Below are 19,770 nucleotides of genomic sequence, written 5' to 3'. Positions count from 1 at the left end.
CGTGAGTTGTAGGAGATAGTTGTTCTCACTTCAAAACTCACAACGCAGGTAGGGATAATTTCAACAAGCAAGATGGGTAACCTTTTTAGTTCCTTTGGTATTATGTACGTATTTTATTTAATGTGCGAATGCGACTCGATAGAGAATACAAACGGATAAAGCCTTCTGCATGGCTTTGATCATAAACATCGTCATCACCAAAGGTAGCAAACGCTTCAGAATATAAACTATTAGGAGATGATTTTTTAATAGCGACAGCTTGGCCTTTATAAAGACGGATCAAAACATCACCTTCAACCTGACTTGCCAAGGACTCCGATGCTGCCAATAAAGAACGACATAAAGGTGTAAACCAACGCCCATCATAAATTAAATGCGCAAACTCTTGTCCTAAACTATCACGCCAGCGACGTGACAATTTATCATGAACTAATTCATCAATAGCGCGTAAAGCGGCCACCATGACAGTTCCCCCAGGCGTTTCATAACATCCGCGAGATTTCATGCCGATGGTGCGGTTTTCAACAATATCGATCCTGCCTACACCGTGCTTTGCAGCTTTTTTATTTAATAACATTAATGCATTATAAGGTGACAATGCAACACCATCAATTGCCGTTACACGAGAGTGCTCTATATGGACCTGTATATATTCTTCTTTATCAGGCGCATCGAGAGGATCAACCGTTAATGTCCAAACATCTTTATCTGGTGCATTGTTAGGGTTTTCTAATTCGCCACCTTCATGGGAAATATGCCACGCATTGGCATCTCTGCTATATATTTTTGCACTGCTTGCGCTACTTGTTATATTTCTATCACTCAAATATTTTAATAAATCTTCACGCGAAACAAGATCCCACTCTCGCCAAGGAGCAATCACACGTAATTGTGGCGCAAGGGCGGCAAAACAGCTTTCAAAGCGAATTTGATCATTTCCCTTACCTGTACAACCATGACAAAGTGCATCGGCTCCTACTTGCAAAGCCAGTTCAACTTGTGCTTTTGCAATAATAGGACGCGCCATTGCAGTGCCAAGTAAATAAGCCCCTTCATATATTGCATTGGTCGCAATACTAGGATAAATATAATCCGCTACAAATTCATCTTTAAGATCAACGATGTGACATTCACTCGCGCCAGATGCCAGTGCTTTTTCTTCTAATCCTAGCAACTCCTGTGAACCTTGACCCACATCGGCGCAAAAGGCGATAACTTCACACCCTTTATACGTTTCTTTTAACCATGGAATGATTGCCGATGTATCTAACCCCCCCGAATATGCAAGCACCACTTTTTTTACTTGTTTCATTAGTATTCTTTCCCTTAAATTATTAAATTTCTCACCACAACTACAGAGACTGAAGCATAATGACCAATACGCCAAACTGCATAAACATGCAAAGTGAAGTTTGGGGTCTTTTTTATTTTATGGTAACGACTCACTTAAATCATTATTAAATATAACCCAACATTAGACATTCGCTGAAAACAGACAAAGGCAACGCTATAAACAATGAACCAACGACTGATCAGAGAAAACCAAGCATTGAGGTATTTACTTAATGTGATTATCAGCTTGTTTAACAAGCTGACAATCACATTATCTCATGAGATTTATTTATGCAACAAAAATGAATAACTATTTACATCAAGTTCTTAAGTGGCTGTTTTTTATATATTGTTATGCATTAATAAAATGGAAGTGTGATTGATTGAAATTTTATACGCAGGGAATGGCGAGATTAGAAATATCGATTATCCTTATCGATAGCTCTCACTTTTTTGCATTTAAAAAGGTACATACACTATGCTTATAAAACATAAATTAATTCTTAATATTGGTACATTTATTACCAGTATGATTGTGATGTTAGTTTTAATCGCTTTCTCATCTAACATTTTTAAAAAGGACATTGAAATTGCAGAATTTATTGGGGAAATAAAAACAGGCATAATGCAACAAAGAATGCATAATAAAGAATTTCTTATGCAGAAAAAAGAAAGCTCGATTAAGCTTTTTTTAGAAGAGAATAAAACTGTTTTAAAAACGATCGATAAGCTCATTGTAGATCTCAACTACCTTGATCTCCCAACGAAAGATGCGAGCCAAGTAAAAGTAACCTTAAAAACATTCCAAAACTCATTTTTAAAAATTGCCAATGTTCAAAAAAACATTGGCTTAACACCTGAATTGGGTCTTTATGGGGAACTCAGAAGAGCAGCTAAAAATTCAGAAGAGCGCCTTAATGGCTACACTCAAAACCATGTGTTATTAACATTAATGTTAAACCTAAGACGTAATGAAAAAGATTTCATGTTGCGTTTAGATGACAAGTACATCAATAAATTTAACGCTAACTTTGAAAGCATCATGCAAAACATCCAACAAGAGCAATTTACGCTTACCCAGAAAAAATCTTTGAACAAGAGCTTAAATGATTATAAAAGTGCTTTTCTAATGTTGGCTAAAGCGCAGAAAACACTCGGCTACAGTTCACAATTAGGATTACAAAAAGAAACACTTAATAGCATTGCTGAAATTGATGTATTAATGAAAACAATGCTAAAAAGCATTAATAATAGTGTGGCTGAGTACACGTCAAAAATGACACTATTAACCTATGTCATCTTTATTATTGCCGTTACAGCATCTCTCCTACTTTCTTTCTTTATTATGCGCAGTATCATTGCGGGTATTAATGAAATTAAAGGATCTATTATTGAAGTCGCGACAACGAATAATTTAACCATCCAAATAAAGTCGAGTAATAAAGATGAATTAGCAGAAATGGCGGATGCTTTTAACCATATGTTATTAAACTTTAGAACATTGATATCGTCAGTTGACCACTCAGTTAGTAGCGTTAACGATGCCACCGACATTCTTGCAAAGAACATCATCCAAGCAAACCAAGGCATTGATTCACAGATGCAAGAAACGGATATGGTTGCCACTGCCATTACTGAGATGGTCGCCACCATTGAAGAAATTGCCTGTCACACCACAGACACCGCAACGAAGGCTGAACAAACCAATCAAAATGCCCAAAAAGGCAAACAAGGTGTTGATGCGACGATAGCCCAAATTAATGTTTTATCTGATAAATTAAGTGAATCTGAAACAGTGATCAACTTATTAGCAGCCGATAGCATCACCATCGGATCTGTACTTGAAGTGATCAGAGGAATTGCAGAGCAGACTAACTTATTGGCACTAAATGCGGCAATTGAAGCTGCGAGAGCAGGAGAACAAGGCCGAGGTTTTGCTGTGGTCGCTGATGAGGTGCGCACCTTAGCGAGTCGAACACAAGAATCAACCAAAGAAATTGAAAGTATTATTACCTCTTTACAAAGTCGAACACAAAATATTGTAGAGTTAATGAAGCTTTGTCGTAAAGAAGGTAAAGAGAGCGCAGATCAAGCAAGAGATGCAGGCTTTTTACTTGAAGAGATCAATGCAGACGTTATCAACATTTTAGATATGACCACAACAATTGCCACTGCAATTCAAGAGCAGAGCGCAGTCGCAAGTGAAGTCAATACGCATATCGTATCTATCCGAGATGTAGCCGAAGCAAGTAGCCAAGTCGCCATAGAGAATAAAAAACTCAGTAATGATTTGTCTGACGAAGCCTTAGCATTGAAAAAAGGAATAAGTACATTTAGCATCTAAAAAATAAAGAAATCGACTTTTCGCCCAGCTGTTATTGATAATATTTGGGCGAAAACAAAGACAAATAACATGTTCTTTTATTACACCACTTTGAAAATATTGGATCTTTTTTTCCTCACTCACCTTAATCTTTACGTTCAAAAATATATCAAGAAGTAAAGAGTTACTACTCTGCAGAGACATTGAAATAGCGAGAACCTTAACCCGTTGAAAATAACATAAAGATAAAAAACAAATAGCTATGCATAGCAACAGCCTTAATTATTATACTAAAGTTCCTCTTGTTGAAGCTCTCTCTTGTGCTATTATTGTGCAACACTCAGAACATCTTGCACAAGCAAATCACCAATGAATATTTATATTTTTCTGTTATATATAAGCTAACAGCACCTTAATTGCGTCATTTTATTACAGATAATATTCTAGATTGACGACGATGAAAGTTTCTAAGCAAACATTGACTGACGTCGCATTTGTGCTAGGTTTCTGCATTACGAAATAATTAAAATGTAATTTTATTACATCATTCAGGAGCTTTATATGACAGAGCAATATGCAAATTTACGTGGTAATGTAAATTTATTAGGTCAATTACTCGGAAAAAGTATTGGCGAGCATTTGGGTGAAGAGTTCCTTGATAAAATAGAAGAAATTCGCCAGCTATCTAAATCTTCACGTGCAGGTAATGAAAGTGATGGAGAAACGCTTATTCGCGTTTTATCTAACCTCTCTGATGATGAATTAGTCCCCGTTTCTCGCGCATTTACGCACTTTTTAAACTTGGCAAATATTGCAGAGCAATTTCATTGTATCTCTCGACATACTGAAAATAGCCAAGATGCCCCTGACCCAATCAATGAAGTGATTAATAAGCTTAAAAATTCTAATGTATCTAAAGAAGAGATGCAAAAAGCGATTAATAACTTATCTATGAATATGGTGTTAACCGCACATCCCACAGAAATAACGCGACGCACATTGATCCACAAACATACCGCAATCAACGAATGCCTTAGCCTATTAGAAGTTTCTGATGTCTCTAATAAAGAACGAGATCAACTACTCGATCGCCTAGAACAACTGATCACTCAAGCTTGGCATACCAATGATATTCGCAAAAAACGCCCTACTCCTGTCGATGAAGCTAAATGGGGTTTTGCCGTGATCGAGAACAGTCTCTGGGAAGCGGTTCCTCTTTATGTTCGCGAGTTAGATGAAAAATTAAAAACTGAACTTGATCTTTGCTTACCAGAAGACAGTTCACCTATTAATATTACCTCATGGATGGGTGGAGATAGAGATGGTAACCCTTTTGTTACAGCCAAAGTGACCGAAGAAGTATTAATAACGAGTCGATGGGTTGCTATTAACTTATATTTAAAAGATATTAAACAGTTAACCGAAGAATTATCCATGGATAATTGCGACGCCACGCTACGCAATATTGTCGGCGATGCAGATGAGCCGTATCGCGCTATTTTACGAAAATTGCGCATTGAATTAAAAGAAACGCTGACCGCATTAAGCGCTAAATTACAAGGCCAGACAAGTGATGCGAAAGATTTGATCACTCGTACTGAGCAATTAAAAACGCCAATCAAACTTTGTTATGAATCACTTAAAAAGTGTGGCATGCACTCCATTGCTAATGGTTTGATTTTAGATATTCTTCGCCGTGTTGCTTGCTTTGGCGTTAACCTCGTTAAATTAGATATTCGCCAAGATGGTGAACGCCATGGTGATACGCTATCTGAATTAACAACCTATTTAGGTTTAGGTGATTACAACACTTGGACAGAGCCACAAAAACAAGAATTTTTATTAGAAGAGCTCAAAAGTAAACGCCCTCTTATTCCGAGCAAATGGAAACCCTCTGCTGAAGCACAAGAAGTACTTGATACTTGTCACGTCATTGCCAAAACAGATCCTCAAGCATTAGGTATTTACATTATATCGATGGCGCGCCAAGCCTCAGATGTTTTATCTGTACAACTGCTTTTAAAAGAGACGGGTTGTCCATTTAAAATTGCAGTGGCCCCTCTTTTTGAAACGCTAGATGACTTAAACAACGCCAAAGAAGTGATGCAACGTTTGTTTGCGGTTGATTGGTATAGAAATTATATTAACGGTGAGCAACATGTCATGATTGGTTATTCTGATTCGGCAAAAGATGCTGGCGTTATCGCGGCTAACTGGGCGCAATATCAAGCGCAAGAAGCGTTAGTTAAAATTTGTGATGATAACAATATTCAACTTGTTCTTTTCCACGGACGTGGAGGCACAATTGGACGTGGTGGTGCTCCAGCACACCAAGCATTGCTTTCACAACCTCCAGGCTCATTAAAAGGAGGCCTGCGAGTAACAGAGCAAGGCGAGATGATCCGCTTTAAATTTGGCCTGCCTAAAATCGCAATACAAAGCTTAAACCTTTACACCGCGGCTATTTTAGAAGCCAATTTATTACCACCGCCAGCGCCGAAACAAGAGTGGCGAGATATTATGGATCAATTTGCAGAACAATCTTGTCGAGAATACCGTCACTTTGTTTGTGATGAGCCTGACTTTGTTCCTTATTTCCGTAGCGTTACACCTGAATTAGAACTCGGTAAATTAGCATTAGGAAGTCGTCCTGCAAAACGTAAAGCAAATGGTGGCATCGAAAGCTTACGTGCTATCCCATGGATTTTTGCATGGAGCCAAAACCGTTTAATGTTACCGGCATGGTTAGGTACAGGTGGATCATTAAAAACATTACTGGATGAAGGTAAAAAAGAGCTATTACAAGAAATGTATTGTAACTGGCCGTTCTTCCATACCCGCCTAGAAATGCTAGAAATGCTGTTCTTAAAAACAGATGCTGGCTTGACTAAGTTTTATGAAGAGCGCCTTGTGCCTAAATCATTATGGCCTTTGGGTCAGCGTTTACGTGATAATTTATCATTAACTCGCGAAGTGCTTTTAGAAACTATCCCTGAGCATAAATTAATGCAAGAGCAACCTTGGATAAAAGAGTCTATTTCTTTACGTAATCCTTATGTTGATCCGTTGAATATGCTGCAAGCAGAGTTACTGTCTCGTTCGCGCGCTAATGGTGATGAAATTTGCCCGGTGATTGATCAAGCTCTTATGGTAACCATCGCAGGTATTGCTGCCGGTTTACGTAATACTGGTTAATCAATATGCTTTGAAAAAAATAGGCTCTTTTGAGCCTATTTTTTTATCTAAAATTCAATGAGTCAAAGCATAAGCAAAATAATAGAAGTCGTCATAAGTGCACAGTAGAGAGCAGTTTGATGACATTGATTTCGCGCATTTACACACGGCGCGAGCGATGTGCAGCTTGACCTCTGCTAAGATCGAGAATCAGACGCCCACTTAGGCCACGGGTTTTGCATATTGATACCTCATGGGTATAATATAAAAAGAAAAGATCTCTATAGAGAATTTATAATGACAGAAAATATCAAGACAATACAACTCGATACATTGGGACTACGTTGCCCAGAGCCGGTCATGCTTATCCGAAAAATGATAAGAAAAATGCAAGACGGTGAATTACTGCAGGTACTCGCGGATGATCCCGCCACAACGCGTGATATCCCTAGTTTTTGTCGTTTTATGGATCACACTCTCATTGAAAAAAATATTGAAAGCATTCCTTATCGATATTTGATCCGCAAAGGCAGTTAGTCGAATAAGTATTCAGATAAACTGCCAATACGGCCTAAACTAATAGCCTTCTGGATTGTTTAATTGCCAGCGCCATGTATCTTCCATCATTGCCGTTAAATCACGTGTTGCAGACCAATGAAGCTCAACACGCGCCTTTTCAGGATCAGCATAACAACTCGCAATATCACCTTCTCGACGCGCAGAGAGTTGATAAGCAAGACTGTGTCCACAAGCCCCCTCAAACGCATGAAGCATCTGTAAAACAGACGTGCCATTACCTGTACCTAAATTATAAATATTGACGCCCGTTGTACTTGCTACCTTATTAAGCGCTTGTAAATGCCCTAGAGCTAAATCCACAACATGAATATAATCACGCACGCCCGTACCATCTACAGTGTCGTAATCATCTCCAAAAATATTTAATTTTTTTAATTTACCAACAGCAACTTGCGCAATATAAGGTAATAAATTATTAGGGATCCCATTAGGATCTTCGCCTATAAGACCAGAAACATGGGCACCTACTGGGTTGAAATAACGCAAGATAACAAATGACCAACGAGGATCTGAGAGAGCTACATCTTCTAATATCATTTCGACCATTCGTTTAGATGTACCATAAGGATTGGTTGTTGCACCTACGGGGAAATCTTCTTTGATCGGTAAAAGAGTTGGATCGCCATAAACAGTGGCAGAAGAGCTAAACACTAAATTAAAAACATTGGCATCCGCCATCGCTTCAATTAACGTTAACGTACCTTGTACATTATTTTTATAATATAAAACCGGTTTAGAAACCGACTCACCCACGGCTTTTAATCCCGCAAAATGGATCACAGATTCAATTTTATGTTGCTTAAAAATATGCGCTAAAAAAGCAGAGTCTAAAATATCTCCTTTATAAAACACGGGCTGTTTTCCAGTGATCTTTTCAACGCGCTTTAGCGACTCTTTTGAAGAGTTACACAAGTTATCAATAACAATAACCTCATGCCCAGCATCTAATAACTCTAACACGGTATGAGAGCCGATATATCCTGCACCACCTGTCACTAAAATTGCCATAAAGCGCCCTATTAAATAAAGGTAAAGAATTTAACTTCAATTATATTATCCATGATACTTCAAGATTTTATATCAGCAAGAAAATTACGCTTAGATCTGCAACATAAAGCTTAAAACAATTATTAAGCTAATGATTTAAAATTAAAAAGGAGAGTTTATCGACATTGAAGATATATATACGGATCATTTCATCTTGCGATCATAAAAATAATAATACAAAGATAATATACAAAAGTGTATCTGTAGTGAAATATCATACTGAGAGTATAAAAATCAACTAAATAAGAATGAGGGTATTTATAAAAAATTTAATATTAAAATATATAAGGATTTTAAAACAAGGGGAGTATAAAAAAATGGAGCGGCACAAGAGGCTCGAACTCTTGACCCCAACCTTGGCAAGGTTGTGCTCTACCACTGAGCTAGTGCCGCATATTTTTTTATATAAGATGGAGCGGCACAAGAGGCTCGAACTCTTGACCCCAACCTTGGCAAGGTTGTGCTCTACCACTGAGCTAGTGCCGCATTATCTTATCTACTTAGCGTCTAACATCTGTCGATGTCTGCTTCGTATGGGGTGCGATTATAGACAGAGCCTATATGAATGCAAGCTTTTTTTAGTGATTTTAAAAACAAAGCATGCATTTGCTATGTTTTTAAACAGATAACAAAATATCTGTTTAAAAAAACATCTAAAACGTAAAGAAGTGTTTTTTGTAATGCTGTAATTCAGAAATAGAATCTCTAATATCAGCTAATGCCAAATGTTCACCCGCTTTCTTATGTGCATTTACCATCTCAGGAGCCCAGCGGCGCCCAAGTTCTTTAATACTGCTGACATCGATACTGCGATAATGAAAATACGCTTCGAGTTCTGGCATATAACGCACTAAAAAACGGCGATCTTGACCAATACTATTACCACATAAAGGGGAAGCGCCCTGCAACGTCCATTTTTTTAAAAAGGCTAATGTTGCTTGCTCTGCTTGGGCGCAACTAATATCACTTTCTAAAACGCGCTGCGTTAAACCGGAATCACCATGATGCGTAGTACACCACTCATCCATTGCATCCATATTCTGTTTTGGCGCATGAATAACAAATGCAGGCCCTTCTTCTAAAACATTAAGATCACTGTCTGTCACAATCGTTGCGATTTCAATAATAAGATCTGTTTCAGGATTTAATCCCGTCATTTCCAAATCTATCCATATAAGATTATTTTTATTCATGCTAATTGTGATCCTTTTATCTACAAGAGCGCGCTCTTTTGCTAACTTTGTCAAAAAATATAGTATGATACTGTATTAATACAATCTGTGATAGTAAAGGGCGCCTGTGGCTAAGAAGAAAAAACTAAGTAAAAATCAAGTTCGTCGAGTTCAACAAAACCATAATAAACATTTGAAAAAAAATAACGACAAACAATGGGATGAATCTGAACTTGGTCCGAAACTTCAGGGTGTCGTGATCAGCCGTTTTGGCCAACACGCAGATATTGAAGATGAACATGGTAATATTGAACGTTGTACTTTACGACGTGCGGTCCGATCTTTAGTAACCGGTGATCGCGTTGTTTGGAGAGCGGGTAACGAAGCTTATCATGGTATTACCGGCGTCGTTGAAGCCGTACATCCTCGTGACTCGGTATTAACCCGTCCAGACTACTATGATGGCATTAAGCCTATTGCTGCAAATATAGGGCAAATTATTATCGTTAGCTCTGTTGCCCCTGAGTTTTCACGTAATATTATTGATCGTTATATTATTGCTTGTGAAGATATTGGCATCACCCCTATTATCGCCTTAAATAAAAGTGACCTACTTGATGAAACCAATGCGGCTATCATCGATAAAGAATTGCAAAGCTATCGTGATATCGGTTATCACGTTTTATATTGCTCTATGCATGGTGACGGCCTTGAAAGTTTAAAAACGGTGATGAAAGATGAGATCAGTATTTTCGTTGGCCAATCTGGTGTCGGCAAAACATCTCTTTTGAATATGTTACTGCCAGAAGTAGAAGCCACAACGGGTGAAATCTCTGAAGGCTCAGGTCTCGGAAAACACACCACTACCACGGCGCGTTTATATCACTTTGCCGATGGTGGCGATATTATTGATAGCCCAGGGATCCGAGAGTTCTCTCTTTGGCATCTAGAGCCTGAGCGTATTGCCAGTGGTTTTGTTGAATTTAGAGAATATTTGGGCGAATGTCGTTTTAGAGATTGTAAACACAAAATCGATCCAGGATGCGCCCTTGTTGAAGCGGTTCAAGCCGGAAAAATAGACAAAGCACGTTATGCGAGTTTTTTACGTATTTTAGAAACGATGGATGATGCAAAAAATGCACGTCATCGTGCTCCCAATACTTATTAAAGAGAATATGATGATTGATCAATTAAAAATTATAAGCCAATACCTGCTGCCAAAACATTTGCTGTCGCGCTTAACCGGTAAAATGGCGGCCGCCAAAGCGGGTAAATTGACAACCTTTTTAATTACACGCTTTATTAGCCAATATGGTATCGACATGAGTGAAGCAAAGCACTCTGAAGCAGAAGACTTTGACACTTTTAATGATTTTTTCACCCGTGAATTAAAAGAAGGCATCCGCCCTATTATTTCTGGCGATGAGAATTTAGCGCTACCTGTCGATGGTAAAATTAGCCAGCAAGGCGATATTAAAGCAGGACGAATTTTTCAAGCAAAAGGTCATGATTTTAGCTTGCGAGAATTGTTAGGAGGCCAAGATGCTATCTCAGCTCCTTTTGAAGACGGTATTTTCTCGACCATTTATTTAGCACCGAAAGATTACCATCGTATCCATATGCCGATCACCGGCAAGCTTGAAAAAACAATTTTCATTCCCGGCGACCTTTTTTCTGTGAACCCGCTTACCGCTGAAAATGTACCTAATTTATTTGCACGTAACGAGCGTGCAGTTGCGATTTTCTCTACTGCTGTCGGCCCTATGGCGATGGTGCTTGTGGGCGCAACCATTGTTGCGAGTATTGAAACCGTTTGGTCGGGCACCTTTAAAGGTAAAGAGATCCAATACTGGGATCACTCAGATGAAGATATTGTACTTGAAAAAGGCGCAGAGATGGGTCGTTTCAAACTTGGCAGCACCATTGTTGCCCTATTTGCAAAAGATGCAATTGAACTCTCAAGTGCATTAGAGCCCGGCTCTGTGACGCGTTTAGGTGAGTTATTTGCAAGCACCAAGCAAAAATAAAAGCATTTTCTTTTCGCCTCATCTTCTATCTCAAGGTGAGGCATATGCACTGTTGTTTTGCATTCTCTTAGTACACTGAGCTGAGCGCTATATAGAACACTCTTTAAGGTATCGAAAAATGGTTTCAATTCTTAAGTTGCGCTTAATGTGGCGACGCTTATCACAGCGATTGAGCTGGCCCGGTATGTTGTTTTTAGTGATTGCCCAATCCTTTATCACTTATTTACTTTTTTGCCTTGCCGGTGAAGACGCCCTTACCTCCAACCCCATCGAATTTATCTATTATAATATGGTCGTGGTATCCACGGTGGGCTTTGGCGATTTAAGCCCTAATACCGATTTAGGTAAAGCCATTGTATCTTTTTATCAAATTCCCTCTGGGCTTATCATCTTTGCCTCTTTCATTAGCAAAATGACACAATTATTTATTGATATAGCGAGACGTAATATGCACGGTAACAATGATTTTTCACACTACCAGCAACATATCTTATTATTATGCTGGGATAAATATTCTACAGCGCAGATTTTAGCGCTTATCCTCGCAGATAAAAAACGTCTTAAACGCGATATTTTACTGTGCGTCACAGATGATATGGAAAACCCATTCCCTGATATAACAGAAATTTCATTTGTAAAAATCAGTAGTTTTTCTGACGCTAAAGAGTTAGAGCGCATTGCTTTAAAAGGAGCGGCGCGCATTATCATCAATGGTAAATCAGATGATGAAACCTTATCGATAGCCCTTAGCATCGCCACACACAGTGATAATAACGCCAATGTCTCCGCACATTTTTTTGATAGTAGCAAAGCAAAATTACTGAAAATGCATTGCCCTCAAATAGAATGCAGTATTAATAATAGCGCGCAAATGATGGTGCGTAGCATGCAAGATCCCGGTTCAAGCCAAGTTGCAGATCAATTATTTTCAACGCTTATGGGCGCTACCTTATACTGTTTACAGGTACCCAAAGAGATAACACCTTGTCTTTTTTCCGACCTTTTCACCCATTTCAAAATGCAACATCAAATGATATTAATTGCGGTAAGCCCCTTTAAAAATGGTGATCATATGCAGTTAAACCCGCATAAAGATGTGCTTGTAAAGGGAGGGGATCACTTACATTACATTGCAGATGAGCGTTTCTACGCCGAAGAGCTCTCATGGTTGGCAGACAAATAATACATTGCTATACTGCGCGCGTTTTATTCGTCATAACAAGGCGTTAGCAATTAAAGAACACTCTATTAGCACTAAGGCACATGTAAAACATGTAAAACATGTAAAACATGTAAAACATGTAAAACATGTAAAACATGTGCCAGCTTAAAACAAGGATGTCTTATGCATCGCTCTTTATCTACCCTCAGGAAAAATATATTATGTTGAACTACCGTTTCGCATCGCTGGCTATCTTTATCAGTAGTAGTCTTTTTAGCCCCCTCACCTTAGCCGACGAGTATCGTGAGAGTGATGATGTTGTTATCTCAGCAAGCTTAGTTGAAACAAAACGCGTTGAAAGTGGCAGCTCAATTACCGTGTTAGATGAACAATACATTAAAGAAAATCAAGCGCGCAGCGTCGCTGAATTATTACAAGATATCCCCGGCGTTACGGTTAGCCGTACCGGTAGCATTGGTGCGAGAACATCCGTTTCCATTCGAGGTGCAAAATCCAATCAAACATTAGTTATCATTGATGGTGTTGAAGTCAACGATCCGACGAACATCAATGGTGGTTTTAATTTTAATACCTTAATGGCGAGCAATATTGAGCGCATTGAAGTATTAAAAGGCGCACAAAGTGCACTTTGGGGCAGTGATGCCATGGGTGGGGTCATTAACATTACTACTAAAAAAGGCACTTCTGGCTTTAACCCGAGTTTGTCGATTGAAGGTGGCAGTAATCAATACCATCAAGAGTCTTTTAATATTAATGGTGCCAATAAACGCAGTCATTACTCCTTTTCAGGCAGTAATTTACAAACCGATGGCATCAGCGCACAAACCGAAACAATGGGAGGCAATGAAGACGACGCTTATAAGAACCAAACACTCTCAATAAAAGGTGGACATACATTCAATGACATTTTTAGCCTTGATGGTATCGTTCGCTATAACAACTCTAAAAATGATTATGATAACGGTAATAATGCATCAACAAACAGTGGCTATCTTTTAAATACAAAACAAAACTTAGGCAAAATAAATGCGCACTTAAATTTACTTGACCAAAAATTGAAAAATACATTATCCATTAGCCATTCTCAATATTATAGTAAAGGATCTGGTCGAAAAAGTTGGGATAATTACGAGTATGATGGTAAAAAAACAAAAGCATTATTACAAAGTAATTATTATTTTACACCACACTCAGCTTATACGCAGCGCCTGAGTTTTGCCGGCGAATATGAGCGTGATAACTACCAAAGTTACGGCATGTCAAAGCCCCAAAAAATGAACGCGACAGGCTTAGTGCTTGAATACTCAGCAGATTGGGACAAAAGTGTTTTCTTCGGCCTATCTGCACGCCAAGACTTTAACAATCACTTTGAAAATACCCAAACCTACCATGGAGATATTAGTGCATGGGTAAATGAAGGTACGCGTCTACACAGCAGTTTAGGCAGTGGTGTTAAAAACCCCACATTTGGACAACTTTCTGGTCTCGACGGAAATATATCATCAGGGAATTCAAATCTAAAACCAGAAAAAAATACAACATGGGATATGGGCGTAGAGTATAATTTTGCCAGTCGCGATGCTTATGTAGATATTACCTATTTTAATGCTCGTTATCAGGATATGATCGATTATTCTATGCCAAAGTCAATGTACATTAATATAAAAAATGCGACATCTCAGGGTATTGAATTAACGGGCCACTTAAATCTTTCCGATAAGCTACGTATTAACAGCGCTTATACTTATAATAAAACCATAGATAAAGACAGTAATGCACCGATTATTCGTCACCCTAAACACACCGCCAATATTAATGCTAACTATCACTACACCGATAAACTGAGTGCCAATATTGGTCTACGTTATATAGGCAAGCGCTTAGATATAGGGGATGTTGAGTTAAGCAGTTATAGTTTGCTTAATTTGGCTGTTAATTATCAAATCAACACCCATATTAGCGTTCAGGGACGCATTGAAAATGCCCTTGATAAAGATTATGTAGAGCTAGTTGGATATGATACAGAGCCGTTAACCGCCTACCTTGGTTTTACGCTTAAGTAATATCTATGTGTTTATGTGTCGGCTAACACGCATAAACGCATTCTATCGCCCAGTGATGGGCTTTTAATTCATACGTTTTGGGCGCAAAAATGCAAAATATAAAAGTCGCTATCTTCTTTTTATTATTATGTTTTTTTGCACTTCTTATCGAGCAAAAACACGGCAAAATATTTGCGCTTTTTAACGCAAAAACAAGCGCATTAACCACCCGTATCGAAGGCAATAATTATCCCAAGACGTTAATCGACAGTACCGGGATCCGTTTTGTTATGCCCAAAGCCCCCTCTCGCATCGTTTCTGTTACCCTACAAAGCGATCAAATGCTGGCGCAATTAGTTGACTTAAAAAGAATAGCAGCCGTTAGCTTTTATGCTGACGACCCAACGCTCTCCAATGTCGTCAATTTTTACCCTAAGGGCATCCCACGGATGCGCGCTGAAATAGAGCAATTGCTCGCATTACAAGCCGATCTTATTTTTATCGCCTCATACACCAACCCAGATACGGTGCGTTATTTATTGCGCAGTCACATCCCTATTATTCGCCTCAGTGCCTTTAATTCATTAGCCGATATTATTGATAATTTACGTCTTGTTGCACGCGCCACCGATAGCCAAGATAAAGCAGAATTGATCATCCTGAAAATAAACGAGCGCCTAGCAAAACTCAGTAACGCATTGCAAGGCAAAGAAAAAGTCCGCGTACTCTATTATGATATAAATGGCTACAGTGCGGGTAAGGGCTCATTGATCAATGAATCAATTGAAATGGCGGGTGGCATTAATGTTGCAAAAAACATCTTAGGCGCACAAGAGGCAAAACTCAGTGAAGAGCGCGCCATCGCCTTACAGGCAGATGTCATTTTAATGGTGGGTGCTATCAATGAGAAAATCTCAGGCCAGCCGCATAGCGTCGTCGATATATTAAAAAATAAATCCGCATGGAAAAACGTACCTGCCATAAAAAACAATCGCGTCTACGCGCTTCCAGGGCGTTTATTACACACTATTTCTCAGCACAGAATAGAGGGCATTGAGCAGATAGCCTATTTATTACACCCTGAAATAAATATTATAAAAAAAGAGACCCCTCATGCACAATAAAAAACCACATTTAATAATAATGGGCTTATTTATTCTGTTACTTGGCTTACTGCTTTGTAGTATTTTACAAGGACCCGTGACTATCCCAACAGCGCATATCCTGCATATTTTAAAACAAGCCATTTTACAGCACCCGCTTAGTGACGCAGTGCCACCATGGCAACAAAGTATTATCTTAGATGTGCGTTTGCCAAAAACCTTGATCGCTTTTTTTGCAGGCGCAAGTCTTGCATTATGCGGCCTCGTCATGCAAGGCATGTTTCGAAATCCACTCGCCTCACCTTCGGTATTGGGCGTATCCTCGGGCGCCTCATTAGGCGCAGTGCTCGCCATCTATTTAGGCTTGTCACTTTATAGTGCATGGGCCATTCCACTCTTCGCCTTTGTGGGGGCGAGTATTTCCTTATTTATTGTTTATCGCATCTCATCGCAACGAGGCCATATCAATGTATCGACATTACTCTTGTCTGGCGTTGCGATCAGCACCTTAAACGTGGCGGCCACCTCCTTTATTTTAGCCTTGTCACTCAATAATTGGGATGTCGCACGGATGATCATCTATTGGACAATGGGTGGTTTAGAAGGACGTACTTGGGATCATGTTTTTATTATTTTACCCGTGGCTTTAAGTGGATTTATTATCTTGTTTTTTTATAACAAATCCTTAGATTTACTTTTACTTGGTGAGCAACATGCACTTTCAGTCGGTGTTGATGTACAACGAACGCGTCGCCATTTACTCATTATTAGTAGCGCAATGGTAGGCGCCTCTATCTCAGTTGTCGGTGGAATAGGCTTTATTGGCTTAGTCGTACCGCATATAATGCGCCTCATTTTAGGCCCGACACATCGCTATTTACTGCCAGCAAGTTTGCTCGCAGGCGCTATTGCCTTACTCTCTGCTGAGCTGTTTTTAAATCAATTTTTAGCCTCTAAAGCGATCCCTCTTGGGGTGATCACAGCGGCGTTTGGCGCGCCCTTCTTCTTGTTTTTACTTATTAAACAACGTTTTTTATTAAATTAGGCATCTATGCATCAATTACATTGTGAAAACATCCGTTTTTCTTACGCGAAGAGCCCACTTTTTAAAGATCTCGATATACACTTTAATAAAGCGCAGTTTGTAGGGCTCATTGGTGCTAATGGGGCTGGCAAAAGCACATTATTAAAACTAATGCTGGGAGCACTGAGCCCACAATCCGGGCGTGTCCTACTTAACCAGCAGTCATTAGACAAACAAGCGCGCCGTGATATTGCCAAACAAATGGCTTTTGTGCCGCAATCCATTGCCTTGCCTTATGCTTTTAGTGTGCAGCAAATCGTTGCCATGGGCAGAAACCCTTACCTCAGCGCCTTTTCTCTCGAAACAAAGCATGATAAAGAGCAAATCGCTTTAGCGATGCAACAAACTGATATCACCCATTTACAATCGCGATTGGTCAACACCTTATCTGGCGGTGAAAAGCAACGAGTGATCATTGCACGCGCATTGGCGCAACAAGCGGATATTATTTTATTTGATGAGCCTATTGCCAATTTAGACATTTGTCACCAGATAGAAACCCTGCGTTTAATCAAAACACTAACAACCCAAGGTAAACTCGCCATTTGTGCGTTACACGATCTTAACTTTGCAAGTAAGTATTGTGATAGGTTAATTTTGATAGGTAAGCACAAAGAGGGATCGCAAGCGTGCGTTATTGCAGATGGAAAACCTGAGCAAGTACTCACTGATGAGAATTTAGCGCAACAGTTTTCGATAACAGCAGACAGAACTACAATTGATAATAAACTATTTTTAAGTAATATGAGCCCTATATAAAAGTATGGAAACACTTAATTTATGAACATTAATGACGCTATTTTTCAAAATATAAATAATGCCATGCCACTTTGGTTTCAACAAGGAGGAGTCGTTATGTGGCTACTGCTCATCGCCTCTTTTATTAGCACTGTTATTACCATCGAGCGTTTATTTACTTGGTTAAAATACACATTAGCGTCTGATGACGTCAATGTTCAAAATTGCTTTAGCGCATTAGAGCAACAAGATACACATAAAGCATTACAATTTTGCCAACGCCAAAATACGCCACGTTTAAAGATGCTAATTGAGGGGATCCAAGCACTGCCTTTTATTGGTACGGATAAAATGAGCGCTTATGCCGATGCCAAAATAGACAACATGGCTCGCGGGCAAAGCGTATTAGACACGATTATCACCATGGCACCTATGCTTGGCATCTTAGGCACTGTTTTAGGTATTATCGACTCATTTCACATTTTAAGTTTGCAGGGTGTTGATGATCCAACGGCTGTCGTCGGTGGGATTGCGCAAGCATTAATATCAACTGCCATGGGCCTTTGCGTCGCCTTACTGGCTTTACTCCCTTATAACCTTTTCCGCTCTTTTTTACAAAAGTTAACTTTACGCCTTGAGTGCGTCGGCACTGAATTTAACCATTTATGCCAACAGAACAAGTTGATCACTGAGCCACGAACTTTAGTGAATAGTGATCCCGTAATACAGACAAATAGGGCAGAGAATGTGTCATGAAATTAACAAAAAGTAACGCACTAAGTCGCGCTAGATTTGAATTATTACCGCTCATTGATGTTATTTTTTTATTACTCATCTTCTTTATTTTTGTGATGTTAAAAATGAGTATGCAAAGTAGTATTGATGTTGAATTACCACAACTGCAACATGCGAAAACCGTACAAAATAAGCACATGATCATCACTATCGATGCCCATGATAAGCTTTTTGTTGATAACGAATTAGTATCCCAAGCCACCTTATTAACTAAAATAGCGGACGCACAACAAACAAAAAAACGCCCTATTCTTATTAATGGCGATAAGCATGCAAGCTTAGGGAGTGCTTTAACACTGCTTGAAACTTTGCGTAGTGCAGGATACCAGCAAGTGGCATTTGCCACGACAAAAGACAGATCATGAATATCCTTGTCTCTTATTTTCCTTTTTTTATAATCAGTATTCTCCTTTATACAGGCTTGCTATTTACGCCACAAACAGAAAAAACAACACGCCATATCACGCCCTTTGTATCCGGGACGCAAAGCATAAAAGTACAATTGATCAACATACAAAAAGTCCGGCCCATAGAGCCTAAAAAAGCACCCTCGAAACACGCCTCCGCGGTAGTACATACCCAGCAACAAGCACCGGTCTCGATCCGCACTAAAAAAGAGCTTATGCTACACAGAACAACGTCTAAAATGCAGACTATCACACCAAAAACATCCGAAAAAACGAGCAAAAAAGCAGCAAAAAGTAAGGTTCAACAGGTAACTGACAATAAAGTGATAGATACTTCTAAGACTACGCCCGCCAATAAACATCAAGGCACCTTACAAAAAGCACAGGTTATCTCTGGAAAACGCCCGACATACCCACACCGAGCCAGACTGCGTTCACAACAAGGCAGTGTGCAGGTTAGCTTTGTCGTCAATAGCAATGGCACAACCCAAGATGCTAAAATAATAAAAAGTAGTGGTTATCGTATTTTAGATGACGCAGTGCTCACCTTTATTAATAATGAGAAATTTAAAGTGGCTTTAGAGGGTGAGAAGAAAATCAGTAGTAAACAGTCTTTTACCTTTAGATTCGAATTAAAATAAAAAGATCCTATTAATCTTACGCTCGGCTGCGCACTTACGATAGTAAGTTAAAATCTGCAGTGCGTTTTTTGTGCTATTGTTTTACACTTAGGCTATCAATGTGCGATCAATGCCATTGTTATG

General features: G+C 39.1%; 16 protein-coding genes and 2 tRNA genes. 13 read left to right on the top strand and 5 right to left on the bottom strand.

Features of this window, described 5'->3' with window-relative positions; genetic code table 11:
- Positions 1 to 100 precede the first annotated feature (100 nt).
- A complete protein-coding gene (locus PCNPT3_RS01780) occupies positions 101 to 1,312 on the bottom strand; it encodes an argininosuccinate synthase (protein ID WP_015464159.1) in 1,212 nt (403 codons plus the stop codon).
- A 498-nt stretch (positions 1,313 to 1,810) separates the two neighbouring features.
- On the opposite strand from PCNPT3_RS01780, the gene PCNPT3_RS01775 reads away from it, so the two are divergent.
- The 3 genes from PCNPT3_RS01775 to tusA all read left to right on the top strand — a co-directional run bounded on the left by PCNPT3_RS01775 (position 1,811) and on the right by tusA (position 7,366).
- Positions 1,811 to 3,676: a methyl-accepting chemotaxis protein gene (locus PCNPT3_RS01775; protein WP_015464158.1), complete on the top strand. Its 1,866-nt coding sequence runs from the start codon at positions 1,811 to 1,813 to the stop codon at positions 3,674 to 3,676.
- A 540-nt stretch (positions 3,677 to 4,216) separates the two neighbouring features.
- On the top strand, positions 4,217 to 6,850 hold the full coding sequence (ppc, locus tag PCNPT3_RS01770) for a phosphoenolpyruvate carboxylase (protein ID WP_015464157.1): 2,634 nt from the start codon (positions 4,217 to 4,219) through the stop codon (positions 6,848 to 6,850).
- 276 nt (positions 6,851 to 7,126) lie between these two features.
- A complete protein-coding gene (gene tusA, locus PCNPT3_RS01765) occupies positions 7,127 to 7,366 on the top strand; it encodes a sulfurtransferase TusA (RefSeq protein ID WP_015464156.1) in 240 nt (79 codons plus the stop codon).
- Between the two features lie 39 nt (positions 7,367 to 7,405).
- Here the strand turns inward: tusA and galE are convergent, their stop codons facing one another.
- The 4 genes from galE to orn form a co-directional block, all read right to left on the bottom strand.
- Positions 7,406 to 8,416, bottom strand: a complete 1,011-nt coding sequence (gene galE, locus PCNPT3_RS01760) for a UDP-glucose 4-epimerase GalE (RefSeq protein ID WP_015464155.1) — start codon at positions 8,414 to 8,416, stop codon at positions 7,406 to 7,408.
- 357 nt (positions 8,417 to 8,773) lie between these two features.
- Positions 8,774 to 8,848: transfer RNA gene (locus PCNPT3_RS01755), tRNA-Gly, on the bottom strand.
- An 18-nt stretch (positions 8,849 to 8,866) separates the two neighbouring features.
- Positions 8,867 to 8,941: transfer RNA gene (locus PCNPT3_RS01750), tRNA-Gly, on the bottom strand.
- A gap of 167 nt (positions 8,942 to 9,108) precedes the next feature.
- Positions 9,109 to 9,648, bottom strand: a complete 540-nt coding sequence (gene orn, locus PCNPT3_RS01745) for an oligoribonuclease (RefSeq protein ID WP_015464154.1) — start codon at positions 9,646 to 9,648, stop codon at positions 9,109 to 9,111.
- 106 nt (positions 9,649 to 9,754) lie between these two features.
- On the opposite strand from orn, the gene rsgA reads away from it, so the two are divergent.
- The 10 genes from rsgA (at position 9,755) to PCNPT3_RS01695 (ending at position 19,647) form a co-directional block, all read left to right on the top strand.
- A complete protein-coding gene (rsgA, locus tag PCNPT3_RS01740) occupies positions 9,755 to 10,795 on the top strand; it encodes a small ribosomal subunit biogenesis GTPase RsgA (protein WP_015464153.1) in 1,041 nt (346 codons plus the stop codon).
- Between the two features lie 10 nt (positions 10,796 to 10,805).
- Positions 10,806 to 11,654, top strand: coding sequence for an archaetidylserine decarboxylase (gene asd / locus PCNPT3_RS01735; protein WP_041771239.1), 849 nt, complete (start codon positions 10,806 to 10,808; stop codon positions 11,652 to 11,654).
- Between the two features lie 118 nt (positions 11,655 to 11,772).
- Positions 11,773 to 12,837, top strand: a complete 1,065-nt coding sequence (locus tag PCNPT3_RS01730) for a potassium channel family protein (protein WP_015464151.1) — start codon at positions 11,773 to 11,775, stop codon at positions 12,835 to 12,837.
- Positions 12,838 to 13,037: 200 nt separating this feature from the next.
- Positions 13,038 to 14,900: a TonB-dependent receptor plug domain-containing protein gene (locus PCNPT3_RS01725; RefSeq protein WP_015464150.1), complete on the top strand. Its 1,863-nt coding sequence runs from the start codon at positions 13,038 to 13,040 to the stop codon at positions 14,898 to 14,900.
- An 89-nt stretch (positions 14,901 to 14,989) separates the two neighbouring features.
- Entirely contained in the window at positions 14,990 to 16,003 is a 1,014-nt protein-coding gene (locus PCNPT3_RS01720; RefSeq protein WP_015464149.1) for an ABC transporter substrate-binding protein, read from the top strand.
- Positions 15,993 to 17,027 (top strand): FecCD family ABC transporter permease, encoded by a 1,035-nt coding sequence (locus tag PCNPT3_RS01715; protein WP_015464148.1) that lies wholly within the window; start codon positions 15,993 to 15,995, stop codon positions 17,025 to 17,027. The genes PCNPT3_RS01720 and PCNPT3_RS01715 overlap by 11 nt, the downstream gene beginning before the upstream one ends.
- Positions 17,028 to 17,033: 6 nt before the next feature.
- Complete coding sequence (locus PCNPT3_RS01710) at positions 17,034 to 17,825, top strand: ABC transporter ATP-binding protein (protein ID WP_015464147.1); 792 nt, start codon at positions 17,034 to 17,036, stop codon at positions 17,823 to 17,825.
- A 21-nt stretch (positions 17,826 to 17,846) separates the two neighbouring features.
- Positions 17,847 to 18,560: a MotA/TolQ/ExbB proton channel family protein gene (locus tag PCNPT3_RS01705; RefSeq protein WP_015464146.1), complete on the top strand. Its 714-nt coding sequence runs from the start codon at positions 17,847 to 17,849 to the stop codon at positions 18,558 to 18,560.
- Positions 18,557 to 18,964: an ExbD/TolR family protein gene (locus PCNPT3_RS01700; RefSeq protein ID WP_015464145.1), complete on the top strand. Its 408-nt coding sequence runs from the start codon at positions 18,557 to 18,559 to the stop codon at positions 18,962 to 18,964. Before PCNPT3_RS01705 ends, PCNPT3_RS01700 begins: the two co-directional genes overlap by 4 nt.
- On the top strand, positions 18,961 to 19,647 hold the full coding sequence (locus tag PCNPT3_RS01695) for an energy transducer TonB (protein ID WP_015464144.1): 687 nt from the start codon (positions 18,961 to 18,963) through the stop codon (positions 19,645 to 19,647). Before PCNPT3_RS01700 ends, PCNPT3_RS01695 begins: the two co-directional genes overlap by 4 nt.
- Positions 19,648 to 19,770: the final 123 nt, after the last annotated feature.

The organism is Psychromonas sp. CNPT3, from assembly GCF_000153405.2.
Lineage (GTDB): Bacteria > Pseudomonadota > Gammaproteobacteria > Enterobacterales > Psychromonadaceae > Psychromonas.
The sequence above is the reverse complement of the archived record's forward strand: the minus strand, read 5'-3'. Positions and strand labels throughout refer to the sequence as shown.